Source organism: Pseudomonas lalkuanensis (assembly GCF_008807375.1).
Lineage (GTDB): Bacteria > Pseudomonadota > Gammaproteobacteria > Pseudomonadales > Pseudomonadaceae > Metapseudomonas > Metapseudomonas lalkuanensis.
In genome coordinates this window covers 2,599,564-2,618,569 of the sequence record NZ_CP043311.1, presented here as the reverse complement: position 1 = coordinate 2,618,569, position 19,006 = coordinate 2,599,564, and the positions used below count along the sequence as shown (strand labels likewise).

17 protein-coding genes are annotated in these 19,006 nt (G+C 65.5%); 13 read left to right on the top strand and 4 right to left on the bottom strand.

Going from position 1 to position 19,006, the window contains the following annotated elements; genetic code table 11:
* Positions 1 to 169 precede the first annotated feature (169 nt).
* The 10 genes from FXN65_RS12295 to FXN65_RS12250 all read left to right on the top strand — a co-directional run bounded on the left by FXN65_RS12295 (position 170) and on the right by FXN65_RS12250 (position 13,089).
* Positions 170 to 1,693 carry a sigma-54-dependent transcriptional regulator gene (locus FXN65_RS12295; RefSeq protein WP_151133470.1) on the top strand — a complete coding sequence of 508 codons (1,524 nt, stop codon included), beginning with the start codon at positions 170 to 172 and terminating at the stop codon, positions 1,691 to 1,693.
* Between the two features lie 550 nt (positions 1,694 to 2,243).
* Positions 2,244 to 2,621, top strand: a complete 378-nt coding sequence (gene gcvH / locus FXN65_RS12290; protein WP_151133469.1) for a glycine cleavage system protein GcvH — start codon at positions 2,244 to 2,246, stop codon at positions 2,619 to 2,621.
* A gap of 9 nt (positions 2,622 to 2,630) precedes the next feature.
* Complete coding sequence (gene gcvP / locus FXN65_RS12285; RefSeq protein ID WP_151133468.1) at positions 2,631 to 5,495, top strand: aminomethyl-transferring glycine dehydrogenase; 2,865 nt, start codon at positions 2,631 to 2,633, stop codon at positions 5,493 to 5,495.
* Between the two features lie 161 nt (positions 5,496 to 5,656).
* Positions 5,657 to 7,033: an L-serine ammonia-lyase gene (locus FXN65_RS12280; RefSeq protein WP_151133467.1), complete on the top strand. Its 1,377-nt coding sequence runs from the start codon at positions 5,657 to 5,659 to the stop codon at positions 7,031 to 7,033.
* A gap of 77 nt (positions 7,034 to 7,110) precedes the next feature.
* Positions 7,111 to 8,235, top strand: a complete 1,125-nt coding sequence (gcvT, locus tag FXN65_RS12275) for a glycine cleavage system aminomethyltransferase GcvT (protein ID WP_151133466.1) — start codon at positions 7,111 to 7,113, stop codon at positions 8,233 to 8,235.
* A gap of 373 nt (positions 8,236 to 8,608) precedes the next feature.
* Entirely contained in the window at positions 8,609 to 9,163 is a 555-nt protein-coding gene (locus FXN65_RS12270; protein ID WP_151133465.1) for a hypothetical protein, read from the top strand.
* Positions 9,164 to 9,517: 354 nt separating this feature from the next.
* On the top strand, positions 9,518 to 11,290 hold the full coding sequence (locus FXN65_RS12265) for a multicopper oxidase family protein (RefSeq protein ID WP_178119314.1): 1,773 nt from the start codon (positions 9,518 to 9,520) through the stop codon (positions 11,288 to 11,290).
* Positions 11,291 to 11,309: 19 nt separating this feature from the next.
* Positions 11,310 to 11,948, top strand: coding sequence for an SCO family protein (locus FXN65_RS12260; protein WP_151133464.1), 639 nt, complete (start codon positions 11,310 to 11,312; stop codon positions 11,946 to 11,948).
* Between the two features lie 106 nt (positions 11,949 to 12,054).
* A complete protein-coding gene (locus FXN65_RS12255; RefSeq protein ID WP_151133463.1) occupies positions 12,055 to 12,237 on the top strand; it encodes a hypothetical protein in 183 nt (60 codons plus the stop codon).
* A 375-nt stretch (positions 12,238 to 12,612) separates the two neighbouring features.
* The gene (locus FXN65_RS12250; protein WP_151133462.1) at positions 12,613 to 13,089 is read left to right on the top strand and encodes a hypothetical protein; all 477 of its coding nucleotides are present in this window, start codon (positions 12,613 to 12,615) and stop codon (positions 13,087 to 13,089) included.
* Positions 13,090 to 13,342: 253 nt separating this feature from the next.
* On the opposite strand, the gene FXN65_RS12245 is transcribed toward FXN65_RS12250, so the two are convergent.
* Both FXN65_RS12245 and FXN65_RS12240 read right to left on the bottom strand, forming a co-directional pair.
* Positions 13,343 to 13,633: a hypothetical protein gene (locus tag FXN65_RS12245; protein WP_151133461.1), complete on the bottom strand. Its 291-nt coding sequence runs from the start codon at positions 13,631 to 13,633 to the stop codon at positions 13,343 to 13,345.
* An 85-nt stretch (positions 13,634 to 13,718) separates the two neighbouring features.
* Positions 13,719 to 14,042, bottom strand: a complete 324-nt coding sequence (locus FXN65_RS12240) for a hypothetical protein (protein ID WP_151133460.1) — start codon at positions 14,040 to 14,042, stop codon at positions 13,719 to 13,721.
* Between the two features lie 188 nt (positions 14,043 to 14,230).
* Here FXN65_RS12240 and FXN65_RS12235 point away from each other — a divergent pair, with 188 nt between their 5' ends.
* The gene (locus tag FXN65_RS12235; RefSeq protein ID WP_151133459.1) at positions 14,231 to 14,461 is read left to right on the top strand and encodes a DUF2789 domain-containing protein; all 231 of its coding nucleotides are present in this window, start codon (positions 14,231 to 14,233) and stop codon (positions 14,459 to 14,461) included.
* 49 nt (positions 14,462 to 14,510) lie between these two features.
* Here the strand turns inward: FXN65_RS12235 and FXN65_RS12230 are convergent, their stop codons facing one another.
* Positions 14,511 to 15,254: an SDR family oxidoreductase gene (locus FXN65_RS12230; protein WP_151133458.1), complete on the bottom strand. Its 744-nt coding sequence runs from the start codon at positions 15,252 to 15,254 to the stop codon at positions 14,511 to 14,513.
* Between the two features lie 126 nt (positions 15,255 to 15,380).
* Here FXN65_RS12230 and FXN65_RS12225 point away from each other — a divergent pair, with 126 nt between their 5' ends.
* Positions 15,381 to 16,292, top strand: a complete 912-nt coding sequence (locus FXN65_RS12225; protein ID WP_151133457.1) for a LysR family transcriptional regulator — start codon at positions 15,381 to 15,383, stop codon at positions 16,290 to 16,292.
* A gap of 251 nt (positions 16,293 to 16,543) precedes the next feature.
* A complete protein-coding gene (ptrC, locus tag FXN65_RS12220) occupies positions 16,544 to 16,738 on the top strand; it encodes a type III secretion system co-regulatory protein PtrC (protein ID WP_151133456.1) in 195 nt (64 codons plus the stop codon).
* A gap of 18 nt (positions 16,739 to 16,756) precedes the next feature.
* Here ptrC and FXN65_RS12215 read toward each other — a convergent pair whose 3' ends face one another.
* Positions 16,757 to 19,000, bottom strand: a complete 2,244-nt coding sequence (locus FXN65_RS12215; RefSeq protein WP_151133455.1) for a xanthine dehydrogenase family protein molybdopterin-binding subunit — start codon at positions 18,998 to 19,000, stop codon at positions 16,757 to 16,759.
* Between the last annotated feature and the right edge of the window lie 6 nt (positions 19,001 to 19,006).

Genomic DNA, 19,006 nt, shown 5'->3' with positions numbered 1-19,006 from the left:
ATGGGACGCGAAGCGGCCCCACCCTCTCCTGCCAGGCAGGCCTTCGGCCTGCATCGAGAATGAATTCGCCCCAACACAGAGCAGGTCATGCAGGACTACGCAGGCCTGTTACCTAAGCACGACAGACCGGGCATAATTCGCCCCTTCAAATCGCCAGCCCAGCGTTTCCATGCGAATTCACGTCACCTTCATCGACCGCGTCGGCATCACCCAGGAGGTCCTGGCCTTGCTCGGCGGCCGCAACCTCAACCTGGATGCGGTGGAAATGGTGCCGCCCAATGTCTATATCGACGCCCCCACCCTCAGCCCGGAAGTGCTCGACGAGCTGCGCGACGCCTTGCATGCCGTGCACGGCGTGCAGGAGGTGACGGTGGTGGACATCCTCCCCGGCCAGCGTCGTCGCCTGCAGCTGGATGCGCTGCTGGCGGCCATGACCGACCCGGTACTGGCGGTGGATGGCAAGGGCCGTATCCTGCTGGCCAACCCGGCACTGATCGCCCTCTACGGCGCCGAGCCAGAGGGCCAACCCCTGGCGCAACTCTTCGGCGACGACAGCCTGCACAGCGCCCTGCTGGAGCACGGCTTCCGCCTTCCCCTGCGGGAAATAACCCTCAAGGGTCAGGCATTGCTGCTGGATGCGGTACCGATTACCGAGGGTGATCACCTGACCGGCGCCCTGCTTACGCTTTACCAGCCCAACCGGATTGGCGAGCGCCTCTCGGCGCTGCATCACGACCATGCGGCCGAAGGTTTCGACGCCCTGCTGGGCGACTCGGCCCCCATGGCCACGCTCAAGGCCCGAGCCCAGCGGGTGGCGGCCCTGGACGCACCATTGCTGATACGCGGCGAAACCGGCACCGGCAAGGAACTGGTGGCTCGCGCCTGCCACGCCGCCAGCGCGCGCCGCAATCAGCCGTTCCTGGCGCTGAACTGCGCCGCGCTGCCGGAGAACCTGGCCGAGAGCGAGCTGTTCGGCTATGCCCCCGGCGCCTTCACCGGCGCCCAGCGCGGCGGCAAGCCCGGCCTGCTGGAACTGGCCCACCAGGGCACTGTGTTCCTCGACGAAATCGGCGAGATGTCGCCCTACCTGCAGGCCAAGCTGCTGCGCTTCCTCAGCGACGGCAGCTTCCGCCGCGTGGGCGGTGACCGCGAGATCAAGGTGGACGTGCGCATCCTCAGCGCCACCCACCGCAACCTGGAGAAGATGGTCGGCGAAGGCGCCTTCCGCGAAGACCTCTTCTATCGCCTGAACGTACTCAATCTGGAAGTGCCGCCGCTGCGCGAGCGCGGCCAGGACATCCTGCTGCTGGCCCGCTTCTTCATGCAGCAGGCCTGCACCCAGATCCAGCGTCCGGCCTGCCGCCTGGCGCCCGGTACCTTCCAGGCGCTGCTGGGTAACCGCTGGCCAGGCAACGTGCGCCAACTGCAGAACGTGATCTTCCGTGCCGCCGCCATCTGCGAGAGCAGCCTGGTGGAGATCGGCGACCTGGACATCGCCGGCACCGCAGTGGCACGCCAGAGCGACGGCGAGGTTAACAGCCTGGAAGAGGCCGTGGAGAACTTCGAGCGGGCGCTGCTGGAGAAGCTCTTCGTCACCTACCCCTCGACCCGCCAACTGGCCGCTCGGCTGCAGACCTCCCATACCGCCATTGCCCACCGGCTGCGCAAGTACGGAATCCCGGGCAAAACCTGATATTTATTCGAGATAAATAGCATATCTTATTGATATATAAAGCTTTTAATCTGGATAAGCACAGGCGAAATCCGCATCGTAGGCAGTGCTGGCCGGCCCCGTGGAGTGCGCCATGCGCACCGACCCCGGGATCGGCAGCGGCACCGTTGCAAACTTCTGGTGCGCGCGGCGCTCCCTGCTTGAATTCGTCGCAGCCAACATCAAGTAACTAATATAACTATATGTTTTTATTCTATTTATTTTGAATGACAACGCACGCCGTAGCGAAATCGCTACAGCGTAACGATTCCGCAACATCCAGCCAGAGCCCGCGCCACTAGTGGTTTCTCCGCCACTCATGCAAAGAGCGCTCTCCACCCTGTAGCGATTTCGCTACAGCCACGATCATGCATTTCCTCAAAAAACCCTCTCAACACCTTGATTTACAAGGCACTCAGACTTCTGGCACTGCCCTTGCTAATGGCCGGGCAACAGCGCGCGGCAATGACCGCGTGCGGGGCTAAGCGCCTGGCAGAAGAAACAGGCGCGTCATACGAGTTGAGGACCAAAGATGAGCGTATTGCGTTTCACCGCCGACCACGAATGGCTGCGTCTGGAAGAGAACGGCAGCGTCACCGTAGGCATTACCGAGTACGCGCAGGACGCGCTGGGGGATGTGGTCTTCGTTCAACTCCCGGAACTGCAGGCCTATGCCAAGGGCGAGGAAGTCGCCGTGCTGGAGTCGGTGAAGGCCGCCAGCAATATCGTCATGCCGCTGGATGGCGAAGTGGTCGAAGTGAACCAGCAACTGGCGGACAGCCCTGAGCTGGTCAACGAAGAGCCCCTGGGCAAGGGCTGGTTCTTCCGCATGCAGCTGGCTGACACCAGCCTCCTCGACGGCCTTCTCGACCAGGCCGGCTACGAAAACCTGCTGAAAGCCAACGGCTGAGGAACGACCATGAGCATCGAGACCCCTGCCCTCGGCACCGCCAACGAATTCATCGCCCGCCACATCGGCCCGCGCGAGGGCGATATCAAGGCCATGCTGCAACTGCTCGGCCATGAAGACATCGAAGCCCTGACTGCCAACGTCATCCCCGACAGCATCAAGGGCACCAGCGTGCTCGACCTGCCCGCCGGCCAGGGCGAGGCCGAAGCCCTCGCCGCGATCAAGGCCATCGCCGCGAAGAACCAGCTGTTCAAGAGCTACATCGGCCAGGGCTACTACCCCTGCCACACCCCCAGCCCGATCCTGCGCAACCTGCTGGAAAACCCGGCCTGGTACACCGCCTACACCCCCTACCAGCCGGAAATCTCCCAGGGTCGCCTGGAAGCCCTGCTGAACTTCCAGACCCTGGTCAGCGACCTCGCCGGCCTGCCGGTGGCCAACGCCTCCCTGCTCGACGAAGGCACCGCCGCCGCCGAAGCCATGACCTTCTGCAAGCGCCTGGCGAAGAACAAGGCCAGCCAGGCCTTCTTCGCCTCGCAGCACTGCCACCCGCAGACCCTCGACGTGCTGCGCACCCGCGCCGAGCCGCTGGGCATCGAGGTGGTGATCGGCGACGAGCGTGAGCTGAGCGACGCCAGCGCCTACTTCGGCGCCCTGCTGCAGTACCCCGCCGCCAACGGCGATGTCTTCGACTACCGCGCGCTGGTGGAGCGCTTCCACGCCGCCGGCGCCCTGGTCGCGGTCGCCGCCGACCTGCTGGCCCTGACCCTGCTGACCCCGCCCGGCGAGTTCGGCGCCGACGTCGCCCTCGGCAGCGCCCAGCGCTTCGGCGTGCCGCTCGGCTTCGGCGGCCCGCACGCGGCCTACTTCGCCACCCGCGACAGCTTCAAGCGCGACATGCCCGGCCGCCTGGTCGGCGTCTCCATCGACCGCCACGGCCAGCCGGCCCTGCGCCTGGCCATGCAGACCCGCGAGCAGCACATCCGCCGCGAGAAGGCCACCAGCAACATCTGCACCGCGCAGGTGCTGCTGGCCAACATCGCCAGCATGTACGCCGTCTACCACGGCCCGCAGGGCCTGACCCGCATCGCCAACCGCGTGCACCAGCTGACCGCGATCCTCGCCGAAGGCCTGAGCCAGCTCGGCGTGACCGTCGAGCAGGCGCACTTCTTCGACACCCTGACCCTGGCCACCGGCGCCCGTACCCTTGATCTGCACGCCGCGGCCCGCGCCCAGCGCCTCAACCTGCGCGAAGTGGATGCTGTCCGCCTCGGCCTGTCGCTGGACGAAACCACCACCCAGGCCGACGTCGAGCAGCTCTGGGCGCTGTTCGCCGACGGCCAGGCCCTGCCGGCCTTCGCCGACCTGGCCGCCACCGTCGCCAGCCGCCTGCCGGCCGCCCTGCTGCGCCAGAGCGCGATCCTCGCCCACCCGGTGTTCAACCGCTACCACTCGGAAACCGAGCTGATGCGCTACCTGCGCAAGCTCGCCGACAAGGACCTGGCACTGGACCGCAGCATGATCCCGCTGGGCTCCTGCACCATGAAGCTGAACGCCGCCAGCGAGATGATCCCGGTGACCTGGGCCGAGTTCGGCGCCCTGCACCCCTTCGCCCCGGCCGAGCAGTCCCGGGGCTACGCCGAGCTAACCACCGAGCTGGAAGCCATGCTGTGCCAGGCCACCGGCTATGACGCCGTGTCCCTGCAGCCCAACGCCGGCTCCCAGGGCGAATACGCCGGCTTGCTGGCGATCCGCGCCTACCACCAGAGCCGCGGCGACGACCAGCGCGACATCTGCCTGATCCCGCAATCGGCCCACGGCACCAACCCGGCCACCGCCGCCATGGTCGGCATGCGCGTGGTGGTCACCGCCTGCGACGCCCGCGGCAACGTCGACATCGCCGACCTCAAGGCCAAGGCCGAGGAGCACCAGGAGCGCCTCGCCGCGCTGATGATCACCTACCCGTCCACCCACGGCGTGTTCGAGGAAGGCATCCGCGAGATCTGCGAGATCATCCACGCCAACGGCGGCCAGGTGTACATCGACGGCGCCAACATGAACGCCATGGTCGGCCTCTGCGCCCCGGGCCAGTTCGGCGGCGACGTCTCCCACCTGAACCTGCACAAGACCTTCTGCATCCCCCACGGCGGCGGCGGTCCGGGCGTCGGCCCGATCGGCGTGAAGGCCCACCTGGCACCCTTCCTGCCCGGCCACGCGCAGATGGCGCGCAAAGAGGGCGCGGTCAGCGCGGCACCCTTCGGCAGCGCCAGCATCCTGCCGATCACCTGGATGTACATCCGCATGATGGGCGGCGACGGCCTGCGCCGCGCCACCCAGCTGGCGATCCTCAACGCCAACTACATCGCCCGCCGCCTGGAGGAGCACTACCCGGTGCTCTACACCGGCAGCAACGGCCTGGTGGCCCACGAGTGCATCCTCGACCTGCGCCCGCTCAAGGAGACCAGCGGCATCAGCGTCGACGACGTCGCCAAGCGCCTGATCGACTACGGCTTCCACGCCCCGACCATGAGCTTCCCGGTGCCCGGCACGCTGATGATCGAGCCCACCGAGAGCGAGTCGAAGGAAGAGCTGGACCGCTTCTGCGACGCCATGATCCGCATCCGCGAGGAAATCCGCGCGGTGGAGGCCGGCGAACTGGACAAGGACGACAACCCGCTGAAGAACGCCCCGCACACCGCCCACGAGCTGGTCGGCGAGTGGACCCACCGCTACAGCCGCGAACTCGCCGTGTACCCCACCGCCAGCCTGGTGGACGGCAAGTACTGGCCGCCGGTGGGCCGCGTGGACAACGTCTACGGCGACCGCAACCTGGTCTGCGCCTGCCCGTCCATCGAGGCCTATCAGGACGCCTGATCCAGCCCGCCCCTGTGGGGGCGGATTCATTCGCGAATGAATTCGCTTCCACAATCCCGGACAAGACATGGAAGTTCGGCGGTCGGACCTTCGGGCCCGATCGTCCGGGCTGTCTACGCTGACTAATAAGAAAGAGCCGAGCGCACGCTCAGGAGCGCGACATGTCCCTCAGTGTCTTCGACCTGTTCAAGATCGGCATTGGCCCCTCCAGCTCCCACACCGTTGGCCCGATGCGCGCCGCCGCGCGTTTCGTCGAAGGCTTGCGCCGCGAGAGCCTGCTGGCCGACACCCAAAGCCTGAAGGTGGAGCTGTACGGCTCCCTTGGGGCCACCGGCAAGGGTCACGGCAGTGACAAGGCCGTGCTGTTGGGTCTGGAAGGCGAACAACCGGATACCGTGGATACGGAACGCGTGGATGAGCGCCTGGCGCGCATCCGCCAGAGCGGCGAACTGCTTCTCGGCGGCGAAAAGCCGATCCACTTCGTGGAGAAGGAGCACCTGGCGCTGATCAGGAAGCCGCTCCCCTACCACCCCAACGGCATGATCTTCCGCGCCTTCGACGACGCCGGCATCCAGATTCGCTCCCGCGAGTACTACTCGGTGGGCGGCGGCTTCGTGGTGGACGAGGAAGCCGCCGGGCTGGACCGCATCGTCGAAGACCGCACGCCGCTGCCCTACCCGTTCAAGACCGGCAAGGAGATGCTCGCCCAGTGCGCCGCCAGCGGGTTGTCCATCAGCGGCCTGATGCGCGAGAACGAGAAGGCCTGGCGCACCCCGGAGGACACCAGCGCCGGCCTGCTGAAGATCTGGCAGGTGATGCAGGACTGCGTGAAGGCCGGTTGCCGCAAGGAAGGCATCATGCCCGGCGGGCTCAAGGTCAAGCGCCGCGCCGCCGCGCTGTACCGCCAGCTCAGCGAGCAACCGGAGGCCAACCTGCGCGACAGCCTGTCGGTGCTCGACTGGGTCAACCTCTACGCCCTGGCGGTGAACGAGGAAAACGCCACCGGCGGCCGCGTGGTCACCGCGCCCACCAACGGCGCGGCCGGCATCGTCCCGGCGGTGCTGCACTACTACAGCCGCTTCGTGCCCGGCGCCAACGACGACGGCATCGAGCGCTTCCTGCTCACCGCCGCCGCCATCGGCATCCTCTACAAGGAGAACGCCTCCATCTCCGGCGCCGAGGTCGGCTGCCAGGGCGAGGTCGGCGTGGCCTGCTCGATGGCCGCCGGCGCGCTCTGCGAAGTCCTCGGCGGCACCCCGCAGCAGGTGGAGAACGCCGCCGAGATCGGCATGGAGCACAACCTCGGGCTGACCTGCGACCCGGTCGGCGGCCTGGTCCAGGTGCCCTGCATCGAGCGCAACGCCATGGGCTCGGTGAAGGCCATCAACGCCGCGCGCATGGCCCTGCGCGGCGACGGCCAGCACTTCATCTCGCTCGACAAGGTGATCCGCACCATGCGCCAGACCGGTGCCGACATGAAGAGCAAGTACAAGGAAACCGCCCGCGGCGGCCTCGCCGTGAACATCATCGAATGCTGATCAATCGTCCGTAGGGTGCGCCGCGCGCACCACAGACGTTCATCGGTGCGCCTGGCGCACCTTACTGGAGATTCCGCGTGACTACTGAAACCCTCGCCCAAACCCCGCTGCACGCCCTGCACCTCGAACTCGGTGCGCGCATGGTGCCCTTCGCCGGTTACGACATGCCGGTGCAATACCCGCTCGGCGTGCTCAAGGAGCACCTGCACACCCGCGAGCAGGCCGGCCTGTTCGACGTCTCGCACATGGGCCAGATCCTCCTGCGTGGCGCCAACGCCGCCCGCGCCCTGGAAAGCCTGGTGCCGGTGGACATCCTCGACCTGCCGATCGGCACCCAGCGCTACGCGCTGTTCACCGACGAGAACGGCGGCATCCTCGACGACCTGATGGTCGCCCGTCTCGCCGACGACGAACTGTTCCTGGTGGTCAACGCCGCCTGCAAGGAGCAGGACCTGGCGCACCTGCAGAAGCACCTTGGCGAACAGTGCGCCATCGAGTCGCTGTTCGAGTCCCGCTCCCTGCTCGCCCTGCAGGGGCCGGCCGCCGCCGCGGTGCTCGGCCGCCTCGCCCCGGAAGTGCGGGCGATGACCTTCATGCAGTTCGCCAGCGTGAACCTGCAGGGTGTGGCCTGCTACGTCAGCCGCTCCGGCTACACCGGCGAGGATGGCTACGAGATCTCCGTGCCGGTGGCCGAGGCCGAAGCCCTGGCCCGCGCCCTGCTGGCCCAGCCGGAAGTCCAGCCGATCGGCCTCGGCGCGCGTGACTCGCTGCGCCTGGAAGCCGGCCTGTGCCTCTACGGCCACGACATGAGCACCGCCACCACGCCGGTGGAGGCCAGCCTCGGCTGGGCCATCTCCAAGGCCCGCCGTGCCGATGGCCTGCGTGCCGGCAACTTCCCCGGCGCCGGCCAGGTCTTCGCCCAGCAGCGCGACGGCGTGCCGAGCAAGCGCGTCGGCCTGCTGCCACAGGAGCGCGTGCCGGTGCGTGAAGGCGCGGAGATCGTCGATGCCGACGGCACAGTGATCGGCCGCGTCTCCAGCGGCGGCTTCGGCCCCAGCCTCGGTGCCCCGGTGGCCATGGGTTACGTCACCGCCAGCCACGCCGCCCTGGACAGCGAGGTCTGGGCCCTGGTGCGCGGCAAGCGCGTGGCCATGAAAGTGGCCAAGACCCCCTTCGTGCCGCAGCGTTACTACCGCGGCTGATACAGAGTCCCTCGACTGCCCCGCCCCGGCGGGGCCTTGCAGGGTGAAGACGCAAGTCTTCACCCTTTTCTTTTTCCGGCAGAACAGCCTCAGTGGCATCGGTGCGCACGGAGCCCCCTACCAAGGGGCCGCGTGCCGGCGTTCTGCTGCAGCCCACCACACAAGGCTCTCTCCTTGTCTGGGAGAACGACAAGGGCGGTACGCGCGGCGCACCCTAGCGGGCAGTCGCGGAATTCAGCCAACTTCAAGAAGCGCTTCTAACCAACTGAAATACAACGCCTTCCCTCATTCATCGCAACGACACAATCCCGTCATCAGCCAGTCATCAGCCGCAGGCAGATTCTCTGCTCAACTTTCCTGGGGAGGACCTCCGATGAACCACAAGAAGAACCTGATCAAGCCCCTGGCCGCCGCGCTGTTGGCCGCCATGCTCGGCGGCTGCGCCATGCAGGCCCCGGCTCCCGTCAAGCCGGTAGCCCTGGATAACGAAGACTGGTACCAGATCCGCACCGAGAAAGAACTCTTCGTCTTCGACGACTACGCCACCTACCGCGAGTTCGTGAAGAGCGGCACCACGCCGGTCAAGCACAGCGTCGGCAAGAAAGACGGCTTCGGCCGCGATATCGTCCTGGTGCTCAAGTCCGCCGACCAGGGCAAGGACGTGAAGACCCTGTCCGCCCAGCGCTTCCTCGACATCAGCATGCCGCCGGCACAGCCCTTCTACGGCGAGCTGCGCGATGAAGAAGGCATCATCTACGTGTTCAGCCGTTACGGCGACATGATGGACATGTACCGCATCGGCGAGCCTACTTTCAGCTACGTCGACATCGGCGGCGGCCCGGACGGCCAGCGCGTGGTCTACGTCCTGGCCAAGGAAGAGCCGAAGCCGGTGAAGCAGATCGCCCTGTTCCACGACAAGTACAAGTGATTTCCCGGAGGCGGCCGGATTCCCCCACTTTCCGGCCGCCTCCATCCCGCCCAAACCGCTCTACCGCCTGCCCTCCTTTCCCTGCCGCCCGTCTTCGCGACACATTTTGAAACACTCAGCGCCGTGCCTAGAGCCAGAAGCGACTGGCCAGCACTCTCGGCATTTTTTTGGCTTCTCGCCAATTGCACTCACTAAGTGAGAAGTCTTTAGTCGGCTTATTGGCGCTTTGGCCGCGCGAGCCAATGACTGGCGGCCTGCACCTTCGCGTGAACGCATGGGGACAACGAGCCTTGGAGCATTGCATCCAGGGCGGGACGTTGACGCGAGTTCGCTGTGGGGAGGTGGAGTACATCCATGAAAGGCAAGAACCCTCGAACCGCCAAGAACAAGAAAGACAGGCAGGTGGATACCGCACGCCGGAACTTCCTCAAGCTTTCAGCCGCCGCCGCGGCCGCGCCTGCGCTGCTACGTGCCCCGGCCAGCCAGGCCATGGTGCCGATACTGCCCCCGAGCCCGCCCACCACGCCCTGGGTAATGGAGCTGCCCACGCAGATAGTGCCCGCCGCCGGCGTTGCCTACCTGTCCCCCGCACCCACCGAACTGGCCAATGTGGCAGGCGGCGAGGCCGGACGTGGCCGCCACCAGCGCTGGGCACAGTTCCGCCCAAATGCCGAGTACTACGAGCTGCGGGCCAAGGAACACAACTGGGTCTTCAACCCGGCTTACCCGCAGCAGAAGATCTGGAGCTATCGCGCCGCCAACACACCGGCCAACGAATTCAGCGCAACGGTCATGACCCACTATGGCCAGCCGATGATCTGCCGCATCCACAACGAGCTTCCGGCCAATCACACCGGTTTCGGCACACCGGAAATCTCCACCCACTTGCATAACTTGCACGATGGCTCGGAGAGCGACGGCTTCCCCGGCGACTACTACAGCAAGACCAAGGCCGGCCCAAACCTGACGGCACCGGGACGATTCAAGGATCATCTGTATCCCAACGTCTATGCCGGTTTCGAGGACCTGCAGAACAACGTCGGCGACTATCGCGAAGCGCTGGGCACACTCTTCTATCACGACCACACGCTGGACTTCACATCGCCCAACCTCTATCGCGGACTGGTGGGCTTCTACCTGCTGTATGACCACCTGGACTCCGGCAACGAAGCCGACCCGAGCCCCAGCGCACTGCGCCTGCCGAGCCATCCCTACGACTACCCGCTGGTGTTCGCCGATCGCCGTTTCGACGCCGCCGGGAAGCTCTTCTATGACGAGATCAACCCCGAGGGCGTGCTGGGTGACAAGGTACTGGTCAACGGCATGATCGAACCGGTGCTCAAGGTGGCCGCCCGCCGCTACCGCTTCCGGTTGCTCAACGGTGGGCCGGGCCGGTTCTACAACTTCGCGCTGGTGAATCCCAACAACGTGAGGCAGAACTTCACCTACATCGGTAACGACGGAAACCTGCTGCCCAAGCCCCTGCTCAACCAGCAGAGCGTGACCCTGGGCATGGCCGAGCGCGCCGACATCGTGGTGGATTTCTCCAAGTACCTGGTGGGTACCACGCTCTACCTGGTCAACCGCATGCGCCAGGAGGAAACCCGTCGGCCCAAAGACATCAAGGAGCCCGGCGTGCGCGTGCTGAAGATAGTGGTGGACCGCTGGCCCAGCGCCCAGGACCTCAGCCAGGTGCCGGCCAACCTGCGCCCGCTGCCGCCGATAGATCCGGCGGTGGTCGCGAGCGCGCCGGTGCGCCGCTTCGTCTTCGAGCGCGCCAACAACATGTGGGCCATCAATGGCCAGTTCGTGAACGTCAACGCCCCACGCTTCAAGGTGCCCAAGGGGCGCTACGAAATCTGGGAGCTGATGAACATCGACAACGGCTGGTCGCACCCCATCCATATCCACCTGGAGGAAGGCCGCATCCTCGCGCGTATCAAGAATGGCGTTTCGATCCCCATCCCCGCCCATGAGCAGGGGCGCAAGGATGTGTATGTGATCAACGAAGCCGAAACCGTGCGCGTGCTCATTCGCTTCCGCGACTACGTCGGCAAGTACGTGATGCACTGCCACAACCTGATTCACGAAGACCACGCGATGATGCTGCGCTTCGACGTCGAATGACGCCAGCCGGAGGTATGCCATGAATACACGCAGAAACCTGATCGGCGGGCTCGGTGCCGGCGTACTGGGGCTGGCCGCCCTGGGCTCGCTGGGCGCCGCCGCGGAACGCCGGCCAAACGTCCGTCAGGGCGATGACAGGTTCCCCAACCCGACACTCGTCACCCATCTGGGCAGGAAGGTCCGTTTCTACGACGACCTGCTACGCGGCAAGGTGGTGGTGCTGAACATGATGTACGCGAGCTGCGGCCGCAATTGCCCGACCGCCACCGCCAACCTGCGCAAGGTGCAGCGAATGCTCGGCGAACGCGTGGGAAGGGACATCTTCATGTACTCCATTACCCTGCAACCGGAGCTGGACCAGCCCCGCCACCTGCAGGAGTACGTCGACAAGTTCGACATCGGCCCCGGCTGGGAGTACCTCACTGGCGATCCGCAGGACATTCTCGACCTGCGTTACGCGCTGGGTTTCTATGACGTGGACCCACTGGTAGACGGCAACCAGCTCACCCATACCGGCATGGTGCGGATCGGCAACGAACCCATTGGCCGCTGGACCATGTCACCGGCCCTGACCGACCCCGAGCACATCCTGGCTGCGATCAACCACGTGGACCATCGCGTCCAGCTCACCGGCTGGCAGGTGGAGCAGCCCGGTTGAACCGCGATGCCCGCAGGCCCGCCCTGAGGCCGGCCTGCGGGCAGTTGGTGTATGATGCGCGCCTCCGGCCCGTTAGCGGGCCAAGCCCGCACAGAGCAGAAGCACCATGAACAGCGAAGACCTCGACCAGGCCGAAGCACAGCCCCAGGAAACCGCGGCCACTCCGGACGCGCCCGCCAAGCCGAAGAAGCAGAACATCCCTTACTACCAGACCCTCAAGGGGCATGATCGCGGTTCGCGCCTGCATCCACCGCCCCGCGGCTCCCGCCGCTCCATGGGCAAGCGCTGATTTCCGGCGAGCCTGCGATCGGCAGGTCGGGGTGAGTGCATTCGCTCCGACCTGCCGCCGAACTCCTTCCTCTCCTCCCCTGAACTACGCCAACAGCCGCTCTGGCGCTGGCCATCCAGGCCGTTCTCCGACCGTTGTCTGCCAGCGTCTCGACCTTTACATCGAATACTTCGATTATTCCAATTCCAGGAAAAAGCCTTTCCAGACGACGTAAAAGCGTTAACGATCAAAACCTAACACATTGTTTTTACTAGATATAAAACAACTATTATTGACGTCGATGGTAACCATCACGCGGCATCACTTCTTCATCGAAATCACATCAGTAACATGGGCCCCGTAGACGAATTCCAACCCTCACCGAGGTGCCCGAAAATGAAAAAGCAAATCCTTGCCAGCCTGTTCATCGCCAGCCTGTCCGCCACTGCTTTTGCCCTGCCCCAGGGTGCCGTAGTCGCTGAAGGTGGCTCCGACCGCACCAGCATCCACCGCGTAGCCGAAGGCGGTGCCGACCGTACCGGTGCCAACCGCATTGCTGAAAACGGTTCCGAGCGCTCCCAGTCGCTGCGCGTCGCTGAAGGCGGCTCCGACCGCACCAAGGCCTTCGACGTAGCCGAAGGTGGTTCCGACCGCACCAAGGGCTTCGATGTCGCCGAAGGCGGTTCCGACCGCACCAAGGCCTTCGATGTCGCCGAAGGCGGCTCCGACCGCACCAAGGCCTTCGACGTAGCCGAAGGCGGCTCTGATCGCACCAAGGCCTTCGATGTCGCCGAAGGTGGTTCCGACCGCACCAATGGCTTCCGCGTAGCCGAAGGTGGCGCCGATCGCACTGGCGCCAACCGCATCAGCTGATCCCGGGGCACCGTTCAGAGGCAGGCAATCACGATGTATGCGATACCTCGAAAGGCAGAAGGCGCCACCTGTGGCGCCTTCAGTCTTTTTGGGAAGCAGGATTACGAGCAGCCAGCGCACGACCTTGCCTATGGGGCGATTTCAATTGCGATGCGGACCGCAGGTTCGCCTTTCAGCCTCCCTCCCCGGCACCCGGCTGAACGCCCCACGCACAGTTTCCGGGGCCGCCCCCGCGCAACGCGCAACCGCCGCCCTACTTCACCAGGCTCAGGCGCTTGTCGGTGAACACGCAGATCACCCCCGCCTCGTTGTACATGACCTGGTGATTGAAGTCGCAATACGCCGCCGCCACGCTCAGCGGCAGGGACTGGTTGACCGCCTTGCCCGCCTTGAACCAGGACATCTGCCCGGGCTTGCACAACTTGGCCTCGGCATCGGTGCTGTAAGTGCAGAGCACCGCCTGGTCGATGGGTTCCTCTTTCATGCAACCAGCCAGCGGCAAGGCCACCAGGCCAACGAGCGCGAGTTTCTTCAAAGGGGTCATGGATAGCTCCGTAGTGGGATGATCCGCCGAATCTGCGGACCCGGGGCCTTTGATCCATGGCCCCGTGCCAGGTTCCGCGGCAGGATCAGGTATAGCCGGTGTACAGCAGCATGCCCCAGGACATCAGGAAGATCGCTGCCAGTCCAACCAGATAATAGACACCCGCCAGCAACAGCCTGATGGCTAGTGGGCGGGGGGAATCATGGATCAGCGGAAGCGCCGAAATGGCCGGCACCAGGAACATGCCGAAGGTGCTCAGGCTGGAGTTGAACAACCAGTTGATCTGGAAGAATTCGTGGAGCAACTGGGCGAGGAAGATGAACAGCACAGGGGACCAGACCGGAGCGACCAGCAGCAGGGCCTCCACCGGATCCCGAAAAGGATGCTTCTGCTCGCTATGGACGCCCATTTCGCCCCCTGTTCAGGTGGCCCAAGGTTCTTTTGCAACATTTTGTGTGAGGCTAGCCAAGCCTGAATCCAGCGCAAGCCCGCGTCAGCCGCAGCCGACATGCTGCCATCCGGCGGTCATGGTCGGCACAGGGTCTATAGTCGTTGGAGGTCTTTCATTCCCGTTCAACGCCCTACCGGAGACCCGTCATGGATACCAGCCATCATTCCCTCAGCGCCCTCTTCGACCAGCTCGGCCTGCCTTCCGACAAGAACGGGATAGAGCGTTTCGTCACCAACAACCGCCTGGCGGTGGGCCAGCCCCTGCCGGATGCGCCGTTCTGGAACAAGGCCCAGTCCGCCTTCCTGCGGGACGCCCTGCTGGAGGATTCCGACTGGGCCGAGGAAGCCGACGAACTGGCGGTACTCCTGAGCAAATGACCGGAACGAGAAAAGGCGGCCACAGGGGCCGCCTTTTTCATGCCACGGATCAGAAGTCCTGGACCGTGGGCCGCAGGACCACTTCGCTGATATCCACATCGGCAGGCTGCTCGATGGCGTAGGCGATGGCCCGCGCCACGGACTCGGCCGGAATGGCCATCTTGTAGAACTCGCCCAGGGCCTGGCTGCTTTCTTCGTGGGAACTGCCGTGCTTCAGCTCCGAGTCCACCGCGCCGGGAGAGATCACCGTGGTGCGGATGCTGCCACCAACCTCATGGCGCAGCCCTTCGCTGATGGCACGTACCGCGAACTTGGTAGCGCTGTAGACCGTACCCCCCGGGCTGAACACCTTGATTCCGGCCACGGAGGCGACGTTGATGAAATGCCCGCTACCCTGCTTGCGGAACAGCGGCAGCGCCGACGCCACACCGTGGAGTACGCCCATGACGTTGATATCGAACATGCGCGACCACTCGTCGACCTTGACCTCGTCCATGGGCGCGATCGCCATCAATCCGGCGTTGTTCACCAGCACATCGACACGACCGAAGCGCTGGACCGCGCCTTCGATCAGCGTCGCCACCTGGCTTGCGGAGGTGACGTCGGTGGCGATGGCCAGGGCTTCGCCGCCAGCGGCTTCGATCTCGGCGACCAGGCCCTGCAGGCGCTCGACCCGACGCGCGCCGAGTACCACCTTGGCACCCAGGGATGCCAGGTGGCGGGCGGTGGCTTCGCCCAGCCCGCTGCTGGCACCGGTAATGACCACGACCTTGGTGGAAATGTTGTTGCTCATGAGGGCACTCCCAGGAAGCCCGGAGTCGGGATGAATCCGGTAACTGGACGCCAGTATCGGGAAGGTCTTGCCGTCACTGAATGGAATAGTCAGGATTTTGAAATTCCACAAAATGGAACACCGAACATGTTCAATCGAATCGAATTGCTGCGCATCCTCTGCGTCGCCGCCGAAACCCCCAGCTTCCGCGAAGCCGCTACCCGCCTGGGTGCCTCTCCGCAAACCGTGACCCGCGCCATCAAGGACCTCGAAGACCAGTTCGGCGAGCCGCTGTTCCACCGCAGCACCCGCCACGTGCAGATCACCGCCTTCGGCGAGCGGCTCGCCAGCCAGGCCCGTGAAGCCCTGGCTGGCCTGGACCAGTTGTTCCAGCAACATGGCGGCAAGCGCGAAGAGGAGCTCGCCGGACGCGTAGGCATCGCCGCGCCCCGTTCGGTCGGGAGGCGTTTCCTGCTTCCCGTGCTGGCGCAGATCGCCCGCGAGCATCCGCGCATCCATTTCGACATGCGCCTGTCAGACCAGCTCACCGATTCGGTCGAGCAGCAGATCGACCTCGGCGTGCGCATCGGCTTCATCCGCGACCGTCGCTACATTGCGCGGGCGGTTGCGCAGATTCCGCTGCTGGTGGTGGGCGCTCCGGAACTGCTGCAGCGCCATGGCGCGCCGAAGTCGCTGGACGATCTGCACCAGTTGCCCACCACGGCGCTGATCGACAACAACACCGGCCGCGTCTGGCCCTGGATGTTCGCCGAGGGGCAACAGATCCAGCCGGCCAACGCTGCGTTCTGCACCGACGACCAGGAAAACGAAGTGGAGGCCGTACTGGCCGGCATCGGTTTCGGCCAGCTGCCCATCTACCTGGCCGAACCGTACCTTCGCGCGGGCCGCCTGGTGCCGGTGTTGCAGGACCAGGCGCCGCCACCCTGGGAAATGTTCATCTACCGCCCGCAGCAGGGCCCCGTACCGCCCCGGGTAAGGCTGGTGCACGACCTGCTGGTACAGCACCTGTCCGATCCGGCCTTTGTGCCTCAAGGGTGATCGGGAGGCTCTGGCAGGTGATGAGGGGCGACTTCTTCAGCGCGGTCCGGGTCGCAGGGTGAGTCGGGCGCACCAATTCCGGGATCGGCTTCATCCTGCCAGCTCGCGGATTCGAATCGCCACAGGTGAAGCGGCTCCGGGCCATCGACAGGAATGATGTTCACCATCACCGCCTTTCAATTCCGCGCAGGATGCACCGGCGGCACTATCGCTCCATCGGCCCTGCGGCCAACCGGAACGAGATCAACGCCATGTCTGCCGACCCTCGTATCAGCGACAGCCTTTACCAGGTCACCCACGTGACCCTCGACGAACTCCGCCTGCACTTCGAAACCGAAGTGGTGGTCAGCCTGGACGACGGCCGCCTGGCCGTGCGCGAGGCCCCGACGCCAGTGGCGGAGCGCAAGGCCCTGCGCGAGCTGATCTACGCCAGCCAGGCCGCCTGATTCCCTCGGCGGGCTGTATCAGGCCTGCTGCACCTGCCGAGGCAGCGGCAGCTTGTAGATGCGCTGCCCCACGGCCGCGTAGAGGGCATTGGCCACCGCCGGCGCGATGGGTGGCACTCCCGGCTCCCCTACGCCGGTCGGCGCTTGTGCCGACGGCACGATATGCACCTCCACCACCGGCATCTCGTTGATCCGCAGTACCTGGAAGTCGTGGAAGTTCGATTGCTCGACCACGCCATCCTTCAGGGTGATGGCGCCGTGCAGTGCTGCCGCCAGGCCGTAGCCGATGCCACCTTCCATCTGCGCACGGATCACATCCGGATTGACCGCCAGGCCGCAGTCCACCGCACAGACCACGCGATCCACCTTGAAGCTCCCGTCCGCCTTGACCGTCACCTCCGCGACCTGGGCGACGAAGGAGCCGAAGGACTCGTGCACCGCGATGCCACGACCACGCTTCTCGCCTTCGGCCCCCGGCTTCAGCGGCTGGTCCCAGCCGGCCTTCTGCGCGGCCAGCTCCAGCGCGCCGAGATGGCGCGGTTTCTTGCCCAGCAGCTCGTGACGGTAGGCGTAGGGGTCCTTGCCGGCGGTAGTGGCCGCCTGGTCGATCAGGGTTTCCACCGCATAGGCGGTATGGGTATGGCCCACCGAGCGCCACCATTGCACCGGAACGCTGATGTCATCCGGCGTATGCAGCTCTACCTGCAGGTTGGGCACCGCGTAGGACAGGTTGGCCGCCCCCTCGACCGAAGTGTGGTCGATGCCTTCCTTCACCAGCGCAGCCTCGAAGGCCGTGCCCTTGAGGATGGACTGACCCACCACGCGCTGGTGCCAGCCCTGCAGCTTGCCTTCGGCGTCCAGCGCCAGGCGGGCACGGTGCAGGTAGGCCGGGCGGAAGAAACCGCCGTGGGTGTCATCCTCGCGGGTCCAGACCAGTTTCACCGGCACTTCGTGCCCCTTGGCTCGGGCCGCCTTGGCAATGGCCACGGCCTCCAGCAGGTAATCCGACTGCGGATTGGCGCGACGGCCGAAACTGCCGCCGGCGTAGAGCTGGGTCAGGCTGACCTTCTCCACCGGAATGCCCAGGTACTTGGCAATGGACAGCTGATCCACCGTCTGGAACTGCTCGCCGTTCCAGACATCGCACTGGCCGGCGGAAATCTTCACCAGGCAGTTCATCGGTTCCATGGCGGCGTGGGCCAGATAGGGGAACTCGTAGTCGGCCTCGATCAGCTTGGCAGGTTGCGCCAGGGCCGCCGCGATGTCGCCCTGCTTGCCGGCGATCCGCCCTTCCTTGCTCGCCGCCTCGCGGTAGCGGGCGAAGATCTCTTCGCTGCCGAGCCTGAACGCCTTGCTTTCGTCCCACTCCACCACCAGGGCGTCACGCCCCTGGCGCGCGGCCCAGGTGTTCTTCGCCAGCACCGCCACGCCGGCCCGGCCATGAGGCGTGTCCTTGAACTCCACCACCTCGATCACGCCGGGCACGGCCTTGGCCTTGGTCGCATCGACGGACTTCGGTACGCCGCCGAAACGCGGCGGATAGGCGACCACCGCCACCAGCATGCCGGGCAGCTTGAAGTCCTGGGTGAAAATGGCGCTGCCGTCGGTCTTGTCGGCGCTGTCCTTGCGGGACAGGCGCTCCTGGCCGATCAGCGTGAAGTCCTTGGGCGACTTGAGCTTCACCTCGCTCGGCAGCGGCTGACGCGCCGCAGCCTCGGCCAGTTCGCCGAAACCGGCCTGCTTGCCGGACGCGACATGGCTGACCACGCCCTTGCTCACGCTGATCTCCGCGGCCGGCACCTTCCATTGTTCCGCGGCGGCCGCCACCAGCATGGCGCGGGCGCTGGCACCCGCCTTGCGCATCTGCTCGAAAGAGTTGGCGATGGCCGAGCTGCCGCCGGTGCCCTGCATCGGGCCGAAGGCGAGGTTGTTGTAAAGCGCGGCGTTGGCCGGCGCGCCCTCGACGCGCACCTGACTCCAGTCGGCATCCAGTTCCTCGGCCAGCAAGGTGGCGAGGCCCGTGTAGGTGCCCTGCCCCATCTCCACATGCTTGGCCAGGATGGTCACGCTGCCATCACCAGCGATACGGACGAAGGCATTGGGCGTGAAGGGTTCGGCAGTGGCTGCCAGTGCTTCGCCACCCCGCAGCAGCGGTGCGAAGGCGATGCCGAGGGCAAAACCACCGCTGCCCTTGAGGAAAGTGCGCCGGCTGACGTTGAGAATGCCGCTGGCCGCCCGGGTTTCGGTTTCGAAGGTGCCCATGTCTAT